This is a genomic window from Streptomyces sp. NPDC002643, assembly GCF_053592555.1.
Window position 1 is genome coordinate 127,857 of sequence record NZ_JBSFVY010000014.1, and the last position, 20,262, is coordinate 148,118.

Genomic DNA, 20,262 nt, shown 5'->3' on the forward strand with positions numbered 1-20,262 from the left:
AGTGGATCTCGACCTCTGGTTGATCGGGTCGGCCGTGGCCGCCGCGCTGTGGGGCGCGGCGGCGGGTGCGCTGCTGCCGAGGCCCGCGTACCGTTTCGCGGTCGACGAGGAGGAGCCCTGGCAGGACGAGTGCCCCGCCGGGCATCGGATCACCGGGGTCGCGGGCGGCTGGCTCGGGCGGGCACGCTGCGCGGAATCCACTCCCACGTGCGCGTACGGGCCGAGCACCCCCATGGTCGTACTGGTGACCGGTCTCGTCTGCGCCACTCTCGCGCTCACCACCGGCACCCGTCCCGAACTGGCGGTCTGGCTGCTCCTCGCCCCCCTCGGCGTACTGCTCACCCTCGTGGACATCAAGGCGCAACGGCTCCCGGACCCGCTGACCCTGCCGTTCGCGGGCCTGGCCCTCGTCCTGCTGGGCGCGGTGGCGTACGTACCGGAGCACGCGGGTCAGTGGCGCACATCGGCCCTAGGCGCACTGATCCTCGGCGGCGCGTACTTCCTCCTCTTCCTGCTCCGCCCCCTCGCCCTCGGCTTCGGCGATGTGAAGCTCGCGATCGGCCTCGGCGCGGTCCTCGGCTGGTACGGCTGGGGCGCGCTGTACGTCGGCACGTTCGCCGGCGCGCTGATCGGCAGCGTCTACACGTTGGTCCTGGCCGCGAGGGGGCGCGCGAAGCGCGGACAGCTGGTCGCACTCGGCCCGTTCATGATCGGCGGGGCGTACGCGGGACTGCTGCTGGAGGCGTTCGCGGCCTGAGGCCGCGGGGAGCCGGGCGGGGCCGTACGCGGCTGCGGCCGATCGGCGTCCGGACGGAGTTGTCCACAGGCGGGCCGGGCGGGTTATCCACAGGCGGGCGGGCTGAGGTCGGGTGGTCCGGGCCCCTGGCGTAGGCTGGAGCGGTCCGTTCAACCCTTACGTCCGCCCTGACGAACGCCTATGAAAGGGACGCCGCCGGTGACCGAGAAGGCCGATCTCACGTCTGTTCTCGACCGTGCCGCCGAGGGTGGGCGGATCTCGCCGGAGGAGGCACTCGACCTCTACCGCTCCGCGCCGCTGCACGCGCTCGGCGCCGCCGCCGACGCCGTACGCCGCAGGCGCTACGCGGGCACGGAGCACATCGCGACGTACATCATCGAGCGGAACATCAACTACACGAACGTCTGCGTCACGGCGTGCAAGTTCTGCGCGTTCTACGCCCCGCCGAAGGCCAAGGACAAGGGCTGGACGCGCGATCTCGACGACATCCTGCGCCGCTGCGCGGAGACCGTCGAGCTGGGCGGTACGCAGATCATGTTCCAGGGCGGGCACCACCCGGACTACGGCGTGGAGTACTACGAGAAGCACTTCGCCGCGATCAAGAAAGAGTTTCCGCAGCTGGTCATCCACTCCCTCGGCGCGTCCGAGGTCGAGCACATGGCCCGGATCTCCAAGGTGAGCGTCGAGGAGGCCATCCAGCGCATCCACGCCGCCGGTCTCGACTCCTTCGCCGGCGCCGGCGCGGAGCTGCTTCCCGAGCGCCCCCGCAAGGCCATCGCGCCCCTCAAGGAGTCCGGTGAGCGCTGGCTGGAGATCATGGAGACCGCGCACAACCTGGGTGTGGAGTCGACGTCCACGATGCTGATGGGCACGGGCGAGACGAACGCCGAGCGCATCGAACACCTCCGGATGATCCGTGACGTCCAGGACCGCACGGGCGGCTTCCGCGCCTTCATCCCGTACACGTACCAGCCGGAGAACAACCACCTCAAGGGCCGTACGCAGGCCACCCTCTTCGAGTACCTGCGCATGATCGCCATCGCACGGCTCTTCATGGACAACATCGCCCACATCCAGGGCTCCTGGCTCACCACCGGCAAGGAGATCGGCCAACTCTCCCTGCACTACGGCGCGGACGACCTCGGCTCCATCATGCTGGAGGAGAACGTCGTCTCCTCGGCCGGCGCCAAGCACCGCTCCAACCGCCAGGAGATCATCGACCTCATCCGCAAGGCGGACCGCGTTCCCGCCCAGCGCACCACGACGTACGAGCACATCGTGGTCCACGACGACCCGGCCGACGACCCCGTCGACGAGCGCGTGATGTCCCATATCTCGTCCACGGCCATCGAGGGCGGCACGGCCCACCCCGAGTTGAAGCTGCTGAGCGCCAACTAGGTCCGCCGTGCTGACGATCCACGCCGCCGACGAGGTGCGCCACACCTGGGACGACCCCGAGCCGGTCAAGAACGGCGCCGTGGCGGTGGAGGGCAGCCGGGTCCGGGCGGTGGGCCCACTGACGGAGCTTCAGGACCGCTTCCCGGCCGCCCGAGTACGCCACTGGCCCGGCACCCTGGGCCCCGCCCACATCCACGAGGGCCCACTCCCGCCCGCCCCGACACCCCGAGAACGCATCCACGCGGTACTGAAGTCGGGGGCGGTGGGGGTGCTGGAGGAGCACGCGGGTACCGCGGAACTGCGGGCGGCGGCGGAGCGCAATGACGTGGTGGTACTGGTGAGTGCCCGGCCCACGGAGATCGCCGAGGCGGGCCGAGCCGATTTGGCGGTCTTCGACGAGTCGGACGTTTGTATAGCCACGGTGTGCGCCGGGCGCCTAGTCCACCGCCGGCTTTAAAGGGGCGCGGGGCTGTATCGATTTGCGGCTCCGCCGCGTGGGCGCGACCAGCCACACACAACCCGCAGCCCGCAACTCTCAGAACCTCCCGAGCTCAACCCGAAAACGCTTCTCCAAACGCACCGTCCTCCTGATCCACCCCACTACAGTCCGTCAACTCATCACTCGCCCCATCCCCACACGCCTGATCCCGGAACGTCGCCCACATCGACACCCACGCAACCCCCTTCCCCTCCGCGAACTCCCGCACCTGCGAGGCGTCCTCGACGGTGAACGTCTCGTTCTCCACGTCGTTGACGCCGAGCATCGAGGTCAACGCCATCGCCCCCCACGCAGTGGAATCACTCGTGCCGAACACATCCATCAGCTGCGTGTGCGCCGCCTCGGCGGACTGTTCCGCGTAGTCGCCCATGTCACCGTCGTAGCTGCTGGCGTAGTTCATGGTCATGATGTTGACCGTGGAGACCTGCACGGACGCGTTGTTGGCGGAGTCGAGCAGGGCGATGCTGTCGTCGTCGAGGCCGTCCGGCATGACGGGGAGGGTGAAGGAGACGGACAGGTCGGGGCGGTCCTTCTGCAGGAGGGCTATCGCCTCGGAGCGCAGTTCGACGGAGGCGGAGTCCTTCAGGGCGTCACCCTCGACGTCGAAGTCGGCGGCGGTGGCGCCGGCCGCGTCGAGCGCCGCCCCATACGCCTCGGCGAGCGCGTCCGCGCTGTCGCAGACCTCGGCCAGCTCCGGCCCCGACGCCCCGCCGAACGACACCCGCACCGAGGCGCCCGACTCGGTGAGCGCGGAGATCCGGGACTTGGTCGCCGAGTCGTCGATCGCGGTGCTGCCGTTCCACGCGGGCGTGCACGCGTCGCCCTCCGCGATCACGAACGCCAGGTTGTAGGCGGCGGCCGACCCGGCGGTGTCGAGGTCGGACGCGTCGGTGGCGCTCACATAGGGCGCGTAGGCCGTGGTCGTGGACGACTGTGCCGGTGACTCCTCGGCGGTCGCCGAGGAACTGGCGCTGCTCGCTGGAGGGTTGGGCGCGGACGCGGACGTATCGGTGTCCGAGGTGCAGCCCGCGCAGGTCAGGGCCACGAGACAGAGAAGTCCGGCGACCGGTTTCAGGGAATTCCTCACGGTACTCACAGACGGAAATCAATCACAGTCGGCTGTGGTTCATGTGTGCTTCTTCAAGATTGCAGATCTGAAGGATGATCACGGAACGGCATCCGTCAAACAGGGTGCAAGTCGGGCAAACATGCATCTTAGGGTGGGGTGTATCGCCCCAAAAGCAAACCGCCACGGCTTCGCAGTCGTTCATAGATTCTCTAAGGAAACAGACAGATTAAGGAGTTTCTCATGGGAGTCTCACAAGCGAAGCTTGGAATTGGCCAAATAAAGGCCGCCTAATATCCGGGGATATGCAATCCGAGTCCGCCAATGAAAACTTCTCCCCCGAGCCGGTGTACGAGATCACCTCGACACCGGCTCGCGGCAGCCGCCGCAAGAAGAGCGGCAAGCAGAGCACAGGGTCCCCGGAGGAGGGGCCCGTGTTCGTCGACAACTCCGGGCGCCGGGCCAGACTGCTGCGCCGCTGCGGCATGCTCCTGGGCGTCGTCTGCCTCGGTTACGCCGTCGTACTCGGCTTGGCGTTCATGGGCTGGGGCATCTCCGCGTCCCCGTCCGAACTGTTCCCCTTCGGCGGAGGCGGCGGCCAGCCCGGCGTCGCGCCCGGCGGCAACGGCCCGCAGCCCCAGGGCGGCGTAGCCCCCTCGGGCATCCCGACCGGCGCCCCCGACGGAGCCCCCGGCGGCACCCCGCCCTCCGGTGCGCCCACCGCCGTACCGTCCCCGTCCGCATCCTCCAACTGACGGGAGCGCAGCACCCCATGACCACCACGACACCCGCCACACCCCCCGCGCGCCGCGGACGCCGACGCGCCCCCTCCAAGCTTCAACGCGCCACCGGCAAGGCCGCCGCCCTGCAGAAACCCCGGGTGATCCTCGCCATGCTGCTTCTGCTCGGGCTGACCTGCGTGATGCTGCTGGACGGCTATCTGCGCGCCGAGGTCGGCGGCGACCAGCGGGTCCGCACCGGCGCCAGCTCCAGCGACGTACCCGACGACATCCTCGACGGCGGGCCGATCCTCACCTTCCGCGGCGGCCAGGCGCAGACCCAGTCCATCCCGGACAAGACCATCGCGCTCACCTTCGACGACGGCCCCAACCCGACCTGGACCCCGCAGATCCTGAAGGTCCTCAAGGAGTACGACGTCCCCGCGACGTTCTTCGTGGTCGGCTCGATGGTGTCCCGCTACCCGTCGATCGCCCGGGACATGGTCGAGCAGGGCCATGAGATCGGCATCCACACCTTCACCCACGTCGACCTGTCGTACCAGAGCGACGCACGCATCACCCGTGAGATGACCCAGACGCAGCTCGCCCTCGCGGGCGCGGCCGGCATCACCACGACCCTCTTCCGCGCCCCGTACTCCTCCGAGACGGACGCCATCGACAACTACAGCTGGCCCGTCTACCAGAAGCTCGGCGAAGAGGGTTACACCAGCGTCTTCGTCGACACCGACAGCGACGACTGGAAGAAGCCCGGCGTCAAGAAGATCATCAAGTGGGCCACGCCGGAGGACGGCACCGGCGCCTCGGTCCTCATGCACGACGCCGGCGGCGACCGCTCCCAGACGGTGAAGGCGCTCGGTACGTACATCGAGAAGATGAAGGCCAAGGGCTACACCTTCACCACCGTCAGCGGCGCCCTCCAGAAGGACGAGAGCGGGAGCGGCGACGGAGCCGATGCGGCCGCCGGCGCCGGCGCCGCGAACGGGCAGCAGAGCGGGGCCCCGGGCACAGCCCCCGGCGCCGACGGCCAGCAGGGCGCCGCCGCGGGCGGACAGGGCACCCCGGGCACGTCGGACCCGCAGGCCGCGCACCGCACCGCCACCGGCACCACCCTCTACGAGGGCAAGGCGCTGATCGCGGCCGTCTTCGTCGCCGAGTACGCCGTACCGACGCTGTCCGTCGGGCTGATGGTGGTCGGCGTCGCCGTCATGGGCCGCTTCGGCATGATGCTGATCCTCGCCCGCCGCCACTACCGCCAGCGCAACAAGAAGCGGTTCAGCTGGGGAGCGCCGGTCACCGGCCCGGTGAGCGTGATCGTCCCGGCGTACAACGAGAAGGAGTGCATCGCCAACACCCTCGAATCGCTGTCGAAGAGCACCCATCCGATAGAGATCATCGTCGTCGACGACGGTTCCACGGACGGCACCTCCGAGATCGCGCGCGCCGCCGCCGAACAACTCGGCATGTACAACGTCCGCGTCATCCGCCAGGAGAACGCCGGCAAGCCCGCCGCCCTCAACAACGGGGTGCGCAGCGCCAGTTACGACATCGTCATCATGATGGACGGCGACACCGTCTTCGAGCCCGACACCGTGGGCAAGCTGGTGCAGCCCTTCGCCGACCCGAGCGTCGGCGCGGTCGCCGGCAACGCCAAGGTCGGCAACCGCAACACCATGATCGGCGCCTGGCAGCACATCGAGTACGTGATGGGCTTCAACCTCGACCGCCGTATGTACGACCTGCTGCGCTGCATGCCGACGATCCCGGGCGCGATCGGCGCGTTCCGCCGCGACGCGGTGCTGGAGGTCGGCGGGATGAGCGAGGACACCCTCGCCGAGGACACCGACATCACCATCGCCATGCACCGCGCGGGCTGGCGCGTCGTCTACCAGGAGCACGCCCGCGCCTGGACCGAGGCCCCCGGCTCGCTCAAGCAGCTGTGGTCCCAGCGTTACCGCTGGTCGTACGGCACCATGCAGGCCCTCTGGAAGCACCGCAAGTCCCTGACGGACAAGGGCCCCTCGGGCCGCTTCGGCCGCGTCGGTATGCCCCTCGTCGTCATCTTCCAGATCATCACCCCGGTCTTCGCGCCCCTCATCGACGTCTTCACCGTCTACGCCATGATCTTCGTCGACTTTCAGGCGTCCCTGCTGGCCTGGTTCGCCGTCCTCGGTGTCCAACTGGTCTGCGCGGCCTACGCCTTCAAGCTGGACAAGGAGAAGTACCGGTACCTGCTGATGCTCCCGCTCCAACAACTCGCCTACCGCCAGATGATGTACCTCGTCCTCATCCACTCCTGCATCACCGCGCTCACGGGCGGCCGCCTCAGGTGGCAGAAACTCAAGCGCACGGGCGAGGTAGGCACCCCGGCCGGAGCGAACTGATGAGCTGGGGCGAGGGCCAGTACGAGCCTTATGGCCAGGGGTACGACCAGGCGTATGGCTACGGGTATGGGGAGCAGCAGCAGTACTACCAGGGGCAGCAGCAGTATCCGTACGTACAGCAGCAGTACGTGGAGGCGGAGTACGCGCAGGAGGCCGTGGAGGAACCCGTTGCCGCTACCCCTGCCGCCGCAACCGCTACCACTGTGGGCAGTCGTTCCGCAGGGCGACGGGGGTCCCCCCGCTCGAACGAAGTTGAGAGTGGGGGAGGGTGGGCACAGCCGAAAGCGCCGGGCACCGACGCAACCGAGGCTCAGGTGCAGCAGACCCCCGAGGCCCACCCCGACCCCGCTCCACCTAAACCCACCGGACGAGACCGCTACTTCGACACGCTGCGCGCCCTCGCCCTCATCCGCGTAGTCACCTACCACACCTTCGGCTGGGCCTGGGCCGGCATGGTGTTCCCCTCGATGGGCATCATGTTCGCCCTGGCCGGCACCCTCATGGCGAAGTCCCTGGAACGCCCCCCGCTCAAGGTGATCAGGAGCCGCGTCCGCAGACTCCTGCCCCCCTTCTGGTTCTGGGGCTTCTTCGTGGTCGTCGCGATGCTGATCCACGACTGGATGCCGGGCTGGCAGATCGTCTTCTGGATCGTCCCGCTGGGCGACCCCCCGGGCAACGCCTGGGGCCAGCAGGCCTGGGAGATCCTCTGGTACCTGCGCACCTACCTGTGGTTCGTCCTGCTCTCCCCGTTGCTGCTGAGGCTGTTCCGACTGGCCCCGGTCCCGGTCCTGCTCGGCTCCCTCGCCCCCATCGTGGTCCTGCACCTCCTCTGGGAACCCCCGGACGACCGCTTCGGCAGCGCCCTCACCGACCTGGCGACCTTCCTCTTCTGCTGGATGCTGGGCTTCGCGCACCGGGAGGGCGTCCTGGCGAGGCTCAAGCCGCTCGCCGTGACGGCCTTCTCCCTCGCCGCCCTCGGCTTCGGCGCCTGGTACGCCTTCACCCACCAGGAGGAGACCGGCTCGTACGACCTCGACGACATCCCGCTCGCCCAGGCGTTCTTCTCGGCCGGCTTCGTGACGCTGCTGCTGTACGCGAAGACGTACTTCAAGGTCGACTTCGCGGGCCTGACGCGGTACCCCCGTCTCGACCGCGTCGTCACGGTCTTCAACTCGCGCGCGGTGACGATCTATCTCTGGCACGAGATCGCCCTGATCCTCGCCGTCCCGCTGATCGATCAGTTCTGGAACGTGCCCGCGTTCGAGAAGTACCTGCCGCTGGAGAGCCAGTGGTTCATGTTCGGCATCGGCTGGGTGCTGATCGCGGCCTTCGTGCTGCTGTGCGGCTGGGTCGAGGACGTGGCCGCGAAGAAGAAGGCGCGGCTGTTGCCGTAGGTCGAGGGGTGGGGTGGAGGCCGGTCGGCGGCGGAGCCGGGTGCTTCGGTGCGCCCGGCCCCTGCCGCCGCGACCCGTACTGCCACAATGGGCCCGTGACCCGCGCATCCCTGGACAAGCAGCCGCACGAAGTCGCCTCGATGTTCGACCGAGTGGCGAAACGGTACGACCTGACCAACGACGTGCTGTCTCTCGGGCAGGACCGGCGCTGGCGCAAGGAGGTCGCCGGGGCGGTGGACGCCCGCCCCGCGCAGAAGGTCCTGGACCTCGCGGCCGGTACGGGCACGTCCTCGCTGCCGTTCGCCGAGACCGGTGCGTACGTCGTGCCGTGCGACTTCTCCCTCGGCATGCTCCGGGTCGGCAAGGAGCGCACGTCCTGGCTGCCGTTCACGGCGGGCGACGCGACGCGGCTGCCGTTCAAGGACGACACGTTCGACGCGGTGACGATCTCCTTCGGACTGCGCAATGTGCAGGACACGGACGCGGCGCTGCGTGAGATGTACCGGGTGACGAAGCCGGGCGGGCGGGTCGTGATCTGCGAGTTCTCCCACCCGACCTGGACGCCCTTCCGGACCGTCTACACCGAGTACCTGATGCGCGCACTGCCGCCGGTCGCCCGCGCGGTCTCCTCCAACCCCGACGCGTACGTCTATCTCGCCGAGTCCATCCGCGCGTGGCCCGACCAGGCGGGGCTGGCCGAGCGGTTGCGGAAGGCCGGGTGGGGCCGCGTCGCGTGGCGGAACCTCACGGGTGGGGTCGTCGCACTGCACCGGGGCTTCAAGGTTCACCCGTAAGGGGTATGTCTCAAAAGGCGCCCGATTGACGGGAACCGGTCAACAGAAAACACCGTCCGTTGATTACGTCGGAGCTCCCGCGCCGACCTCTGACCACGTGACATCACGGCACGAGTTTTCTGGATGACGGAGCGTTCCCATGACATCCAACTGCCCCCACTGCGGCACCCCCGCCCCGACCGAGGCCCGCTTCTGCATGCAGTGCGGCAGGCAACGGGGGTCGGCTGAAGCCGTCGGGGCTGAGGGTGAGGCGGTCGGGGGCAGTGGGACCCAGGTGGTGGGCGAGGCCACCGGGGCTGCCGGACCCCCGTCGGCCCCGCCCGTCGTACCACCCCAGATCCCCACGGGAACTCCGTCGCCGCCCCAGCCTCCGGCCCCTCCCGCGCCGTACCCCGGAGCGGCACAACCGTCGGCTCCGCCCGCGTACCCCACGGCCTCACCCGCAGTTCCTCCACAGGGAACGGCCCCGCAGGCAATGGCCCCACAGGGAATGACCCCACCCGGAATGGCGCCCGGAGGCATGGCGCCTGGAACGGCACCGGGAATGGCCCCACCCGGAGCGCCCCCTCTCGGCCCGCCGCCCCCTCCCGTGTACGCACCCGTCCCCGCGCAGCCCTCACCGCTCGGCGCCTTCCTCGGCCGGGCCTTCCGGGGCGACTGGGGCGGGTCGGCGTTGGCGGCGCTCTGGCCCGTGGGGCTGTTGCTCGGGGTCGCCATCGCGCTGGCCATCCCCGACTACGGCCAGGACGAGGAAGATCTCGTCGGCTTCGGTGACCGGATCGGCATCGCTCTCGCCGCCCTGCTCCAAGGCCTCGGCGGCGGGTTCGAGGTCTCCGAGATCAGCCGGGCCTACTCCGAGGACCTGGAGGGCATCGAGGGAGCCTTCACTCTGACCCTGGTCCCCCTCACCGTGACCCTCCTCTTCATCGGCGCCCTGTTCCTCGGCGTACGACAGCTCCGTACCCGCCTGGCGATGCGCGCCGCATACGGCGCACCCGGCACCGGCAGCCGTACCGCCGGTCTCGAAGCCGCCGTACGCGTCGCCCTGCTCGTCACCCTCTCCGTCCTCCTCCTCAGCCTGTTCGCGCAGCCCACGGTCGCGCTGGCCGAGGTCTCTACGTCACCGTGGCTCGCGGCGCTCGGCGCGCTCGTGCTCGCGGCCGCCGTCTCGGGTGCCGTACTGCAACGCGACGACCTGGCCGCCTGGCTGGCCGTCCGCCCCGGCCCTCAGGCCCTGTTCCGCGCGACCGGCACGGCCGTACGCGCCATGGCCGTCGTGCTCGCCCTCTGCTCGCTCGTCGCCTTCGTCATCCTCGCGTCGAACGGTGAGTGGAAGGAGGACTGGGAGGAGGACGCCAACCCGCTCGTGATCGCCCTGCTGCTCCTGCCGAACATCGCCGTCACCTTCCTCGGCTTCTCCTGGGGCGCGTCGGTGGAGGGCGAGGCCGGCCGTTCCCGGTACGGCGACGACAGCTCGTACGGCACCGACTCGTACGGCGACTACGGCCTCGTCGAGTCCTCCCCGTACGGCGACGGCTACGAGCGCGAGGCGTTCGGGCTCTCCGACCTGGGCGACGCGGTCAACTCCTGGGCGGTCGTGGGCGCGTTGGCGCTCGGTCTGGTGTGCGCCCTGATCCTGGGTGTCCTCGCCGCCCGCCGCTCCTCGGGCCGGGGCGAGCAACTCCTCGCCGCCGGTGTCTTCTTCGGCCTCTTCCTGCTCCTCGCCGCCGTCAGCGGCGTCGGCCTGGAGATCACCGGCGCCGGTACGACCGACTTCGGCAGCGAACTCACCGCCGCCGGGCAGGTGGACGTGGGCCTCAACATCCCCGAAGCCATGCTCTTCGGCCTCGTCTGGATCTTCGCGGCGGCGTTCGTGTCCCCGTATCTGGTCCAGATGGTGGGTGCGCGCACGGGGGTGATCCCGCCCCCGATCCCGGCGATGCCGAACGCTCCGGCCGGCCACGCCGGGCACCCCGCCCCGTCGATTCCCGCGCCCTCGGCGTCGTACGAGGTCCCGGTCGTCGAACTGGGCCATCAGCTACCGGCCACCCCAACTCCCAAGCCCCGCAACCGAGCCGTGGTGTGGACCCTCACGATCGCGGCGGCGGTCGTGGTGGGCGGTGGGGGAGCGGCGGCGGTACTGCTCCTGCAGAAGTAGCCCGTGGCGGGAGTCGGCCCGCGCGGAGACGGAGGGCCACTCGGCGGCCCTACCCATGAACCGCGAACGGATACCCCGGCTCCCGCAACTCCCTGCGCGACCCGGGCGGAGGCCCACCCCGGCGCGGCTCCCGGACGCCGCCGCCCCCACCGTCGTCGCCCATCTCGAACCACACGGTGACCACGGCCCCGCGCGGCACCTCGACCCCCGGCGGCGGATACTGCCGTACGACGTAATCCACGACGGCGAGCTCGAAATCGGCCCGATCGCCGGAGGCGAGCCGCACCCCACCGGCCTCGGCCCTCTCCCGCGCGTCCACGGCCATCAGCCCCACGAACCGTGGCACACGCACCTCGAATGACTTGGGTGTCAAGCGCACAGGTGTTCACCCCCAGCGGTACCGGCAGCGTAACCGCCGGGGACACCATTCCGGAAGCGCTGAGTAGCAATTCACGCGAAATGACTACCCTGGGTTACGAATTGGGAGTGTGGGCCACCGGACCCGGTCCGCATCGGCCGGTGCCGGAGGCCGACGCGGGGGTGCTAGAGGCTCAGCCGGTAGCAGTGCCCCAACCGCTGCGAGAGCGGCGTCGTGTACGTTTCGGCCAGCTCCATGCCGAGTCTTCGTGTCACGGCTATCGACCGCTCGTTGCGGGCGTCGACCATGGCGACGACGGTGTTGATCCCGGCCGCCCGCACCCGCTCCAGGGTCATCAGCGCGGCCGCCGTCACATACCCCTTGCCCCAGTGCTCGCGGCCGAGCCGCCAGCCGATCTCGATCTCGCCGGTCGGACCCCATTCCCGGGGCCACGGCTGGGCCCCGGTGAACCCGATGGGCCGGCCCTCCTCATCGAGCATGGTCCACAGACAGAACCCGTACTCGGCGTCGTGACGGCGCTGGCGCGCGGTGAGCTCCTCGTAGACGGACAGCTCGGCCGACCGGCCGCCGTGGAACTCCATGACGTCGGGATCGTCGAAGATCCGGTGCCAGGCGATCGCGTCCTCGTCGATGGGGACGCGCAGCCGTACGTCGGGCAGAGCTCGTTTCACAGGGGCAGCCCTTCAGCCGGTGATCGGTACCGCTGAATAGACTGCCCATGTCCGGCGCCTGTCGGCACATGTTTTCTGGTCTTCCGGTTTCCGGGTCGCCCGGTTCCGGTCTTCCGGCGAACTTCCGCTTCGTTCCGTCTACTTCTTGGGGAGAACCCGTCGTGACCGAGCCCCAGCCCCTTACCGAACACACCGCCGATGTGATCGTCGTCGGGGCCGGACCAGCCGGTTCCACCACCGCGTACTACCTGGCCAAGGCCGGTCTGGACGTGCTGCTCCTGGAGAAGACCAGCTTCCCGAGGGAGAAGGTGTGCGGCGACGGCCTCACACCGCGCGCCACCAAGCAGCTGGTGTCGATGGGCATCGACATCTCGGAGGAGGCCGGCTGGCTCCGCAACAAGGGGCTGCGCATCATCGGCGGCGGTGTACGACTCCAGCTCGACTGGCCGGATCTCGCCTCCTACCCGGACTACGGACTCGTCCGCAAGCGCGACGACTTCGACGAACAACTCGCCCGCCAGGCCCAGAAGGCCGGCGCCCGCCTCCACGAGCGCTGCAATGTGGGCGCCCCGATCATCGACGACCGCACGGGCCGTATCACCGGCGTCCACGCCAAACTCGGCGACGAGAAGCGGGAGGTCACCTTCCATGCCCCGCTCGTGGTCGCCGCCGACGGCAACTCCACCCGTCTCTCCCTCGCGATGGGCCTGCACCGCCGCGAGGACCGCCCGATGGGTGTCGCCGTCCGTACGTACTTCACCTCCCCGCGCCACGAGGACGACTACCTGGAGTCCTGGCTGGAGCTCTGGGACAAGCGCGGCCCCGGCGAGGACCGCCTCCTGCCCGGCTACGGCTGGATCTTCGGCATGGGGGACGGCACCTCCAACGTCGGCCTCGGCGTCCTCAACACCTCCGACTCCTTCAAGGAACTGGACTGGCGCGAGGTCCTGAAGGCATGGTGCGCCTCCATGCCGGAGGAGTGGGGCTACACCCCCGAGAACATGACCGGCCCCATCCGCGGCGCCGCCCTCCCCATGGCCTTCAACCGCCAGCCCCACTACACCAAGGGGCTTCTGCTCGTCGGCGACGCCGGTGGCCTGGTGAACCCCTTCAACGGCGAGGGCATCGCCTACGCCATGGAGTCCGGCCAGATCGCCGCCGACGTCATCGTCCAGGCCCACGCCCGCGCCACCCCCGGCCAGCGCGAACTCGCCCTCCAGCGCTATCCGCAGATCCTCAAGGACACCTACGGCGGCTACTACACGCTGGGCCGCGCCTTCGTGAAGCTCATCGGCAACCCCAAGGTCATGAAGCTCGCGACCCAGCGGGGCCTCACCCACCCCCTGCTGATGAAGTTCACCCTCAAACTCCTCGCCAACCTCACCGACCCCACCGGCGGCGACGCCATGGACCGCATCATCAACGGCCTCTCCAAGGCCGCCCCCCGGGCATAGCCCTCCGGGGGAACGCCGCCCCTCGCCCGCCGGTGACGGGAAACACCGAGGGGCACTTCCCGGTACGGGAACGGCGAGGTCGTACGGGCATTGTCAGGATGCTGTGAGTGAGCGGGCCGTCACCTACCGTCCCGCCACCTGCCTCCTTACCCTGCCGTACCCATGACAACAGAACCGGTACCGGGCCCGGAACGGCCACCGGAGCACACCGCTCCCTCCCCTCCCACCCGCCGCCGCGTCCTCGCGGGCGCCGGCGCCACGACCGCCGTCGCCGCCACCTCCGCCATCGGCTCCCTCGTCTTAGGCGCCGCCCCCCGCTGCCGCCGCCCCGTCGGCCCCCGGCAAGCGCGTAGCCGTCCTCGGCGGCGGGGTCTCCGGGCTCAGTGCCGCGCATGAACTCGCCGAACGCGGCTACGCGGTGACCGTCCACGAGTACTACGACGTCCTCGGCGGCGAGGCCCGCTCCATGGATGTGCCCGGCACGGGGGAGGGCGGGCGCGGACCTCTCCCCGTTGAGCATGGCTTCCGGTTCTTCCCCGGCTTCTACCGGAATCTCCCGGACACCATGCGCCGCATCCCCTTCCCCGGCAACGCCGACGGCGTCCGGGGCAACCTCCGGGGCGGCACCGAGGCCCTGTTCGCCCGCGCGGCCGGCCGCCCCGACCTGCACTTCCCGCTCCGCCGAGCCACCACCCCACCCGCCCTCGGCGACATCACGCCCTCCTGGCTCCGCGACCAGATCCTCTCGGTCCTCGACCTCGGCACCCGCCTCCCCGCCCACGAGGCCACCTACTTCGCGGGCCGTCTCCTCGTCCATCCGACCAGCTGCGACGCCCGCCGCGACGACCAGTGGGAGAAGACCAGTTGGTGGGAGTTCATCCGGGCCGGACAGATGAGCGAGGAGTACCGCGCGGTCCTCGGCATCGTGGGATGCGTCATCATCGAGGCCCTCCTCCTGTGGGGCCTGCTCGGCCGTGGCATGGACGGCCCCGACGCCGACGTCGACCGCGTCCTCAACGCCCCCACCAGCGAGGCCTGGATCGACCCCTGGGTCACCCCTCTCCGCTCACTGGGCGTGGAGTTCGTCACCGGCACCGAGGTACGCGAGGTTGTGTACGACTCCGGCCGCGTCACCGGCGTACGTGTCTCCGACCGCGACGGCGGCACCCGCCCGCACCATCACCGCCGACCACTACGTCTCCGCCCTGCCCGTCGAACACGCCCACACCACGTGGGGGCCGGCCCTGCGCGCCGCCGACCCGCAGCTCGCCCGGTGCGACGCGCTGGAGACGGACTGGATGGTCGGCATCATGTTCTATCTGCGCACCCCGACCCCCGTGATGCACGGCCACATCAACTGCCTCGACTCTCCCTGGTCGGTCACCGCCATCCGCCAGGCACAGTTCTGGGACGGACGCGACTTCCCGGCCGACTACGGCGACGGCCGCGCCCGCGACTGTCTCTCCAGGGACGCGCTCAACGACTCCGGGAAGACCACCCTCACCGACAACGACCGCCTCGGCTTGTTCATGGACCCGGCGGTCACCGGCCTCGGCGGCCCCGACCCGCGGAACCGCGAACAGCTCCTCATCCATCCCACGGGCACGCTCTACAACCGCCCCACGGCCCGCACCGCCGTCCCGAACTTCTTCCTCGCCGGCGACTACGTCCGCACCGACGTCGACCTCGCGACGATGGAAGGCGCCCAACGAATCCGCCCGCCTCGCCGTGAACGACCTCCTCGACGCGGACAATTCGGAAGCCGAGCGCGGTGAGATCAAGGACTCTTCCGGCCGCCGGAGCCGGAACCCCTCAAGCGCGTCGACGAGACCCGCGACCGCCTCGGTCTGCCCAACACCTTCGGCCTCGGCTGAACGGCCCTCCTGGGGCGCCTGAGGGCTGTTCGAGGGCACACCGGAGGGCCGCCGGCCCGTCCTGGGCGGCGGCCCTCCCGAAAGCGAGCCGTGACGGCCGTGCCTCAGAGCACGCGCACCGCACCCGACGCCGGGTAGCCGGAGAGGTCCTGGATGACGACGCCCTTGGACGGGTTCGCCGCGTCCAGGTACTTGCCGCCGCCGAGGTAGACACCCACGTGGTACGCGGAACCCTTGCCGCCCCAGTACAGGATGTCCCCACGCTGGATCTGGGAGAGCGGGATGTCGGTGCCCTGCATCGACTGGTCCTGCGAGACCCGGGGAAGGTCCACGCCGACCTGCTTGAACGCCGCCTGCACCAGCGAGGAGCAGTCCCACGCGTTCGGACCGGCCGCGCCCAGGACGTAGGCGTCGCCCAGCTGCGCCTCCAGGAAGGCGATGACCGTCTCGACGCTGCCGCTGGCGGGCGCGGACGCCGAGGTGGAGTCCGACGAGCTGGACGTGGTGAGGGTGGAACGCTCACTGTCCCGCGCGGCACGCTCGGCGTCGGCCTTGCGCTGGGCCTCCTCGGCGGCCTTCTTGCGGGCCTCTTCCTTCTTGGCCTTCGCGAGGTCCTTCTCGGCCTGCTTCGCCGCGTTCTCTGCTGCCGTGTCACGCTCGGCCTGCAGCTGGTAGTCGGCCGCCATCTGCTGCGTGGCGTCCGCGGACTGCGCCGCCTGCGTGGCCAGGTCGGCCGTCAGGGTGGGCAGTTCGAGCGTCTGGGTCACGGGCTCCGCGGCGAACGCCGTGGAGGCACCGGCCGCTGCCACGGTGCTGAGAACGCCACCGGCGACACCGGCGCGCATCACGATCGATGACGACGCGTTGCGGCGCGGCTTCCGGTGGCTGCGTATGTGAGCGGTGTGGGACATGGGTACAAGCGGTACCAGGGGCTCCTCCATACCTTCAAGAAACGTGTCCTGCGCCACAGTTGTTCAACGCGCGGCCCAAATTTCTTCGGCGTCACCCTTTATTGACGCCGTAACGGGCATAGCGGACACGGCCGCTCAAGCCCGTGATCACGCACTTTCATGATTACGTCCGAATTGCCCTGCGCTTACCACCGAACACAACGAGTGGCCAAGCCCGGTTGATTTGATCTCGCTTCGGTGTGGCGCAGGTCACGGTACGGTCACCGCTCCGTCGCTGCCTCGCGCATGATCACCGCTCGTGAACGCGTGCACGCGTCCACATCCGTCCTCGCGACCCCTCTGATGTGTGAATGCCGCCCACTATCAAGTGACCCCTTCCGGGACCAATTTGCATGCAGAGGAACTCTCTTGATATAGAGACGCCCCTCGTGACCAGCGGCGATGACTGAAAATGTCACTTCTGGTGATCACTCTGACGCTTCGTGTGCGAAGATCGCCGCTCATCCGACTTCATGATCCTTCGTCAGGTGGTGGAGATCACAAACTCGGTGCCGCACCCCGTGTCGCAGATCACAGACCCTCGGGCATAAGATGCACGGCAGTTGGGCTTGTGACCTGCTTCACATGTTCGCGATCTTCGCCGGGACGAGCGGGACTCGTGGGACGGGTGGGACAGGAGTGCCGGTCCACGCAATCCGCCAGCAGTCAGTGCCGACTGAGAGGAGCGAGGAGCGGTGAACGCGTATGCGCCCATCCTCGTACTGGGAGCCCTCGGGGCAGGCTTTGCGATCTTCTCCGTGATCATGGCCACGCTGATCGGCCCGAAGCGCTACAACCGGGCGAAGCTAGAGGCCTACGAATGCGGAATCGAGCCCACCCCCACGCCGGCCGGCGGCGGGCGCTTCCCCATCAAGTACTACCTGACGGCGATGCTCTTCATCGTCTTCGACATCGAGATCGTCTTCCTCTACCCCTGGGCCGTCACCTTCGACGCCCTGGGTGTTTTCGGGCTCGTGGAGATGCTGCTCTTCGTGCTCACCGTCTTCGTCGCCTACGCGTACGTCTGGCGGCGCGGCGGCCTGGAATGGGACTGAGGGGCCTTTGACCATGGGACTCGAAGAAAAGCTGCCGAGCGGTTTCCTGCTGACCACCGTCGAGCAGGCCGCGGGCTGGGTGCGCAAGGCGTCCGTCTTCCCCGCCACATTCGGCCTCGCCTGCTGCGCCATCGAGATGATGACCACCGGTGCCGGCCGCTACGACCTGGCGCGCTTCGGCATGGAGGTCTTCCGCGGTTCGCCCCGCCAGGCGGACCTGATGATCGTCGCGGGCCGGGTCAGCCAGAAGATGGCGCCGGTGCTCCGGCAGGTCTACGACCAGATGCCGAACCCGAAGTGGGTGATCTCCATGGGCGTGTGCGCGTCCTCGGGCGGCATGTTCAACAACTACGCGATCGTCCAGGGCGTCGACCACATCGTCCCCGTCGACATCTACCTCCCCGGCTGTCCGCCGCGGCCCGAGATGCTCATGGACGCGATCCTCAAGCTCCACCAAAAGATCCAGACGTCCAAGCTCGGCGTGAACGCGGAGGAAGCGGCCCGCGAGGCCGAGGAAGCCGCGCTCAAGGCGCTCCCCACCATCGAGATGAAGGGGCTGCTGCGATGAGCGACGCCAACGGCGCCAACGGGCCCAACCCCGAGAAGGACCTCTCCGCCTCCAACCTCCCCGGCCAGCGCGGCGAGGGCGGTGAGGAGATCCGCGTCCAGCGCGGCATGTTCGGCGCCAACAACGGCGGCGACACCTCCGGCTACGGCGGCCTGGTCCGCTCCATCCGGCTCCCCGGCGCGGCCGCCCGCCCCTACGGCGGCTGGTTCGACGAGGTCGCCGACGAACTGGAGGGCGCCCTGGAGGAACAGGGTCTCGTCCCCGAGAACGTCATCGACAAGACGGTCATCGACCGCGGCGAACTCACCTTCCACATCGAGCGCGCCCATCTGCCCACCGTCGCCAGGACCCTCCGCGACGACCCGGCCCTCCGCTTCGAGCTGTGCACCGGCGTCTCCGGCGTCCACTACCCCGGCGACAAGGGCCGCGAGCTGCACGCCATCTACCACCTGCGCTCGATCACCCACAACCGGCTGATCCGCCTGGAGGTCTCCGCCCCCGACGCCGACCCGCACATCCCGTCGCTCGTCCCCGTCTACCCGACCAACGACTGGCACGAGCGCGAGACGTACGACTTCTTCGGCATCGTCTTCGACGGCCACCCCGCGCTGACGCGGATCATGATGCCGGACGACTGGCAGGGCTTCCCGCAGCGCAAGGACTACCCCCTCGGCGGCATCCCCGTCGAGTACAAGGGCGCCCAGATCCCGGCTCCGGACCAGCGGAGGTCGTACTCATGAGCGCCCACCCGTCGCCCGACCACCGCCCCTCAACGACTCCCTTCGGGAGGCTGTGATGACTACCGCATCCGCGCGGGAAACCACCGAAGGCACCGTCTACACGGTCACCGGCGGCGACTGGGACGAGGTCGCCGAGACCGCGGCGCGCTCCGACGACGAGCGCATCATCGTCAACATGGGCCCCCAGCACCCGTCCACACACGGTGTGCTCCGGCTCATCCTGGAGATCGACGGCGAGACCGTCACCGAGGCCCGCTGCGGCATCGGCTACCTCCACACCGGCATCGAGAAGAACCTCGAATTCCGCACGTGGACCCAGGGCACCACCTTCGTGACGCGCATGGACTACCTCACGCCGTTCTTCAACGAGACGGCGTACTGCCTCGCCGTGGAGAAACTCCTCGGCATCGAGGACCAGATCCCCGACCGCGCCACGATCATCCGCGTGCTCCTCATGGAGCTGAACCGGCTCTCCTCCCACCTGGTGTGCATCGCCACCGGCGGTATGGAACTGGGCGCCACCACGATCATGATCTACGGGTTCCGTGATCGTGAACTCATTCTCGACATCTACGAGCTGATCACCGGCCTGCGCATGAACCACGCGTACATCAGGCCCGGCGGACTCGCCCAGGACCTGCCACCCGGCGCGGTGGACCAGATCCGCGAGTTCGTGAAGAAGATGAAGAAGAACCTTCCCGAGTACGACAAACTCGCCACCGGGAACCCCATCTTCAAGGCCCGTATGCAGGACGTCGGCTATCTCGACCTGTCCGGCTGCATGGCCCTCGGCGCCACCGGCCCCATCCTCCGCTCCGCGGGCCTCCCGCACGACCTGCGCAAGGCCCAGCCGTACTGCGGCTACGAGACCTACGACTTCGACGTCCCGACCGCCGACACCTGCGACTCCTACGGGCGCTTCCTGATCCGCCTGGAGGAGATGCGCCAGTCCCTGAGGATCGTCGAGCAGTGCCTGGACCGGCTGCAGCCCGGCCCGGTCATGGTCGCCGACAAGAAGATCGCCTGGCCCGCCCAGCTGGCCCTGGGACCGGACGGACTGGGCAACTCCCTGGACCACATCAAGAAGATCATGGGCACCTCCATGGAGGCCCTGATCCACCACTTCAAGCTGGTGACGGAGGGCTTCCGCGTCCCGCCGGGACAGGCGTACGCGGCGGTCGAGTCACCCAAGGGCGAACTCGGGGTGCACGTCGTCTCCGACGGAGGCACCCGCCCCTTCCGGGTCCACTTCCGCGACCCGTCCTTCACCAATCTGCAGACCATGGCGGCGATGTGCGAGGGCGGCCAGGTCGCCGACGTCATCGTCGCCGTCGCGTCCATCGACCCCGTGATGGGAGGCGTCGACCGGTGACCACCACCCCCG

The 20,262-nt window shown here is 69.2% G+C and carries 17 protein-coding genes and 2 pseudogenes; 15 read left to right on the forward strand and 4 right to left on the reverse strand.

What is annotated here, in order from left to right:
* The first annotated feature begins 1 nt into the window (after position 1).
* The 3 genes from ACWD4G_RS22375 to ACWD4G_RS22385 all read left to right on the forward strand — a co-directional run bounded on the left by ACWD4G_RS22375 (position 2) and on the right by ACWD4G_RS22385 (position 2,612).
* Positions 2-757, forward strand: a complete 756-nt coding sequence (locus ACWD4G_RS22375) for a prepilin peptidase (RefSeq protein ID WP_451296025.1) — start codon at positions 2-4, stop codon at positions 755-757.
* 198 nt (positions 758-955) lie between these two features.
* Positions 956-2,155 carry a cyclic dehypoxanthinyl futalosine synthase gene (gene mqnC, locus ACWD4G_RS22380; protein WP_451296027.1) on the forward strand — a complete coding sequence of 400 codons (1,200 nt, stop codon included), beginning with the start codon at positions 956-958 and terminating at the stop codon, positions 2,153-2,155.
* Positions 2,156-2,162: 7 nt separating this feature from the next.
* On the forward strand, positions 2,163-2,612 hold the full coding sequence (locus ACWD4G_RS22385) for an imidazolonepropionase-like domain-containing protein (protein ID WP_451296029.1): 450 nt from the start codon (positions 2,163-2,165) through the stop codon (positions 2,610-2,612).
* Between the two features lie 94 nt (positions 2,613-2,706).
* Here ACWD4G_RS22385 and ACWD4G_RS22390 read toward each other — a convergent pair whose 3' ends face one another.
* Positions 2,707-3,741 (reverse strand): chitinase, encoded by a 1,035-nt coding sequence (locus tag ACWD4G_RS22390; protein WP_451296031.1) that lies wholly within the window; start codon positions 3,739-3,741, stop codon positions 2,707-2,709.
* 284 nt (positions 3,742-4,025) lie between these two features.
* On the opposite strand from ACWD4G_RS22390, the gene ACWD4G_RS22395 reads away from it, so the two are divergent.
* The 6 genes and pseudogenes from ACWD4G_RS22395 to ACWD4G_RS22420 all read left to right on the forward strand — a co-directional run bounded on the left by ACWD4G_RS22395 (position 4,026) and on the right by ACWD4G_RS22420 (position 11,187).
* Positions 4,026-4,475 carry a hypothetical protein gene (locus ACWD4G_RS22395; RefSeq protein WP_451296033.1) on the forward strand — a complete coding sequence of 150 codons (450 nt, stop codon included), beginning with the start codon at positions 4,026-4,028 and terminating at the stop codon, positions 4,473-4,475.
* 17 nt (positions 4,476-4,492) lie between these two features.
* A complete protein-coding gene (locus tag ACWD4G_RS22400) occupies positions 4,493-6,841 on the forward strand; it encodes a bifunctional polysaccharide deacetylase/glycosyltransferase family 2 protein (protein WP_451296035.1) in 2,349 nt (782 codons plus the stop codon).
* The gene (locus ACWD4G_RS22405; RefSeq protein ID WP_451296037.1) at positions 6,841-8,235 is read left to right on the forward strand and encodes an acyltransferase family protein; all 1,395 of its coding nucleotides are present in this window, start codon (positions 6,841-6,843) and stop codon (positions 8,233-8,235) included. Before ACWD4G_RS22400 ends, ACWD4G_RS22405 begins: the two co-directional genes overlap by 1 nt.
* Positions 8,236-8,330: 95 nt before the next feature.
* Complete coding sequence (locus ACWD4G_RS22410) at positions 8,331-9,029, forward strand: demethylmenaquinone methyltransferase (RefSeq protein WP_451296038.1); 699 nt, start codon at positions 8,331-8,333, stop codon at positions 9,027-9,029.
* A 139-nt stretch (positions 9,030-9,168) separates the two neighbouring features.
* Positions 9,169-9,237, forward strand: a pseudogene (locus ACWD4G_RS22415) (zinc-ribbon domain-containing protein); the annotation flags it as partial.
* A 381-nt stretch (positions 9,238-9,618) separates the two neighbouring features.
* Entirely contained in the window at positions 9,619-11,187 is a 1,569-nt protein-coding gene (locus ACWD4G_RS22420) for a zinc ribbon domain-containing protein (RefSeq protein WP_451296239.1), read from the forward strand.
* A 49-nt stretch (positions 11,188-11,236) separates the two neighbouring features.
* Here the strand turns inward: ACWD4G_RS22420 and ACWD4G_RS22425 are convergent, their stop codons facing one another.
* Together ACWD4G_RS22425 and ACWD4G_RS22430 are read right to left on the reverse strand one after the other, a co-directional pair.
* Positions 11,237-11,566, reverse strand: a complete 330-nt coding sequence (locus ACWD4G_RS22425; RefSeq protein ID WP_451296040.1) for a PASTA domain-containing protein — start codon at positions 11,564-11,566, stop codon at positions 11,237-11,239.
* Between the two features lie 164 nt (positions 11,567-11,730).
* On the reverse strand, positions 11,731-12,237 hold the full coding sequence (locus tag ACWD4G_RS22430; RefSeq protein ID WP_451296042.1) for a GNAT family N-acetyltransferase: 507 nt from the start codon (positions 12,235-12,237) through the stop codon (positions 11,731-11,733).
* Positions 12,238-12,398: 161 nt separating this feature from the next.
* On the opposite strand from ACWD4G_RS22430, the gene ACWD4G_RS22435 reads away from it, so the two are divergent.
* Together ACWD4G_RS22435 and ACWD4G_RS22440 are read left to right on the forward strand one after the other, a co-directional pair.
* The gene (locus ACWD4G_RS22435) at positions 12,399-13,691 is read left to right on the forward strand and encodes a geranylgeranyl reductase family protein (RefSeq protein ID WP_451296044.1); all 1,293 of its coding nucleotides are present in this window, start codon (positions 12,399-12,401) and stop codon (positions 13,689-13,691) included.
* 162 nt (positions 13,692-13,853) lie between these two features.
* Positions 13,854-15,565, forward strand: a pseudogene (locus ACWD4G_RS22440) (hydroxysqualene dehydroxylase).
* A 104-nt stretch (positions 15,566-15,669) separates the two neighbouring features.
* Here ACWD4G_RS22440 and ACWD4G_RS22445 read toward each other — a convergent pair.
* On the reverse strand, positions 15,670-16,506 hold the full coding sequence (locus ACWD4G_RS22445; RefSeq protein ID WP_451296046.1) for a C40 family peptidase: 837 nt from the start codon (positions 16,504-16,506) through the stop codon (positions 15,670-15,672).
* 704 nt (positions 16,507-17,210) lie between these two features.
* On the opposite strand from ACWD4G_RS22445, the gene ACWD4G_RS22450 reads away from it, so the two are divergent.
* From ACWD4G_RS22450 to ACWD4G_RS22465, 4 genes are read left to right on the forward strand one after another with little or no spacing between them, the layout of a single operon-like run.
* Positions 17,211-17,570 carry an NADH-quinone oxidoreductase subunit A gene (locus ACWD4G_RS22450; protein WP_009310323.1) on the forward strand — a complete coding sequence of 120 codons (360 nt, stop codon included), beginning with the start codon at positions 17,211-17,213 and terminating at the stop codon, positions 17,568-17,570.
* 13 nt (positions 17,571-17,583) lie between these two features.
* Positions 17,584-18,138: a NuoB/complex I 20 kDa subunit family protein gene (locus ACWD4G_RS22455; protein WP_003998928.1), complete on the forward strand. Its 555-nt coding sequence runs from the start codon at positions 17,584-17,586 to the stop codon at positions 18,136-18,138.
* On the forward strand, positions 18,135-18,878 hold the full coding sequence (locus tag ACWD4G_RS22460; protein WP_451296048.1) for an NADH-quinone oxidoreductase subunit C: 744 nt from the start codon (positions 18,135-18,137) through the stop codon (positions 18,876-18,878). Before ACWD4G_RS22455 ends, ACWD4G_RS22460 begins: the two co-directional genes overlap by 4 nt.
* A 55-nt stretch (positions 18,879-18,933) precedes the next feature.
* The gene (locus ACWD4G_RS22465) at positions 18,934-20,250 is read left to right on the forward strand and encodes an NADH-quinone oxidoreductase subunit D (RefSeq protein ID WP_451296050.1); all 1,317 of its coding nucleotides are present in this window, start codon (positions 18,934-18,936) and stop codon (positions 20,248-20,250) included.
* Positions 20,251-20,262 lie beyond the last annotated feature (12 nt).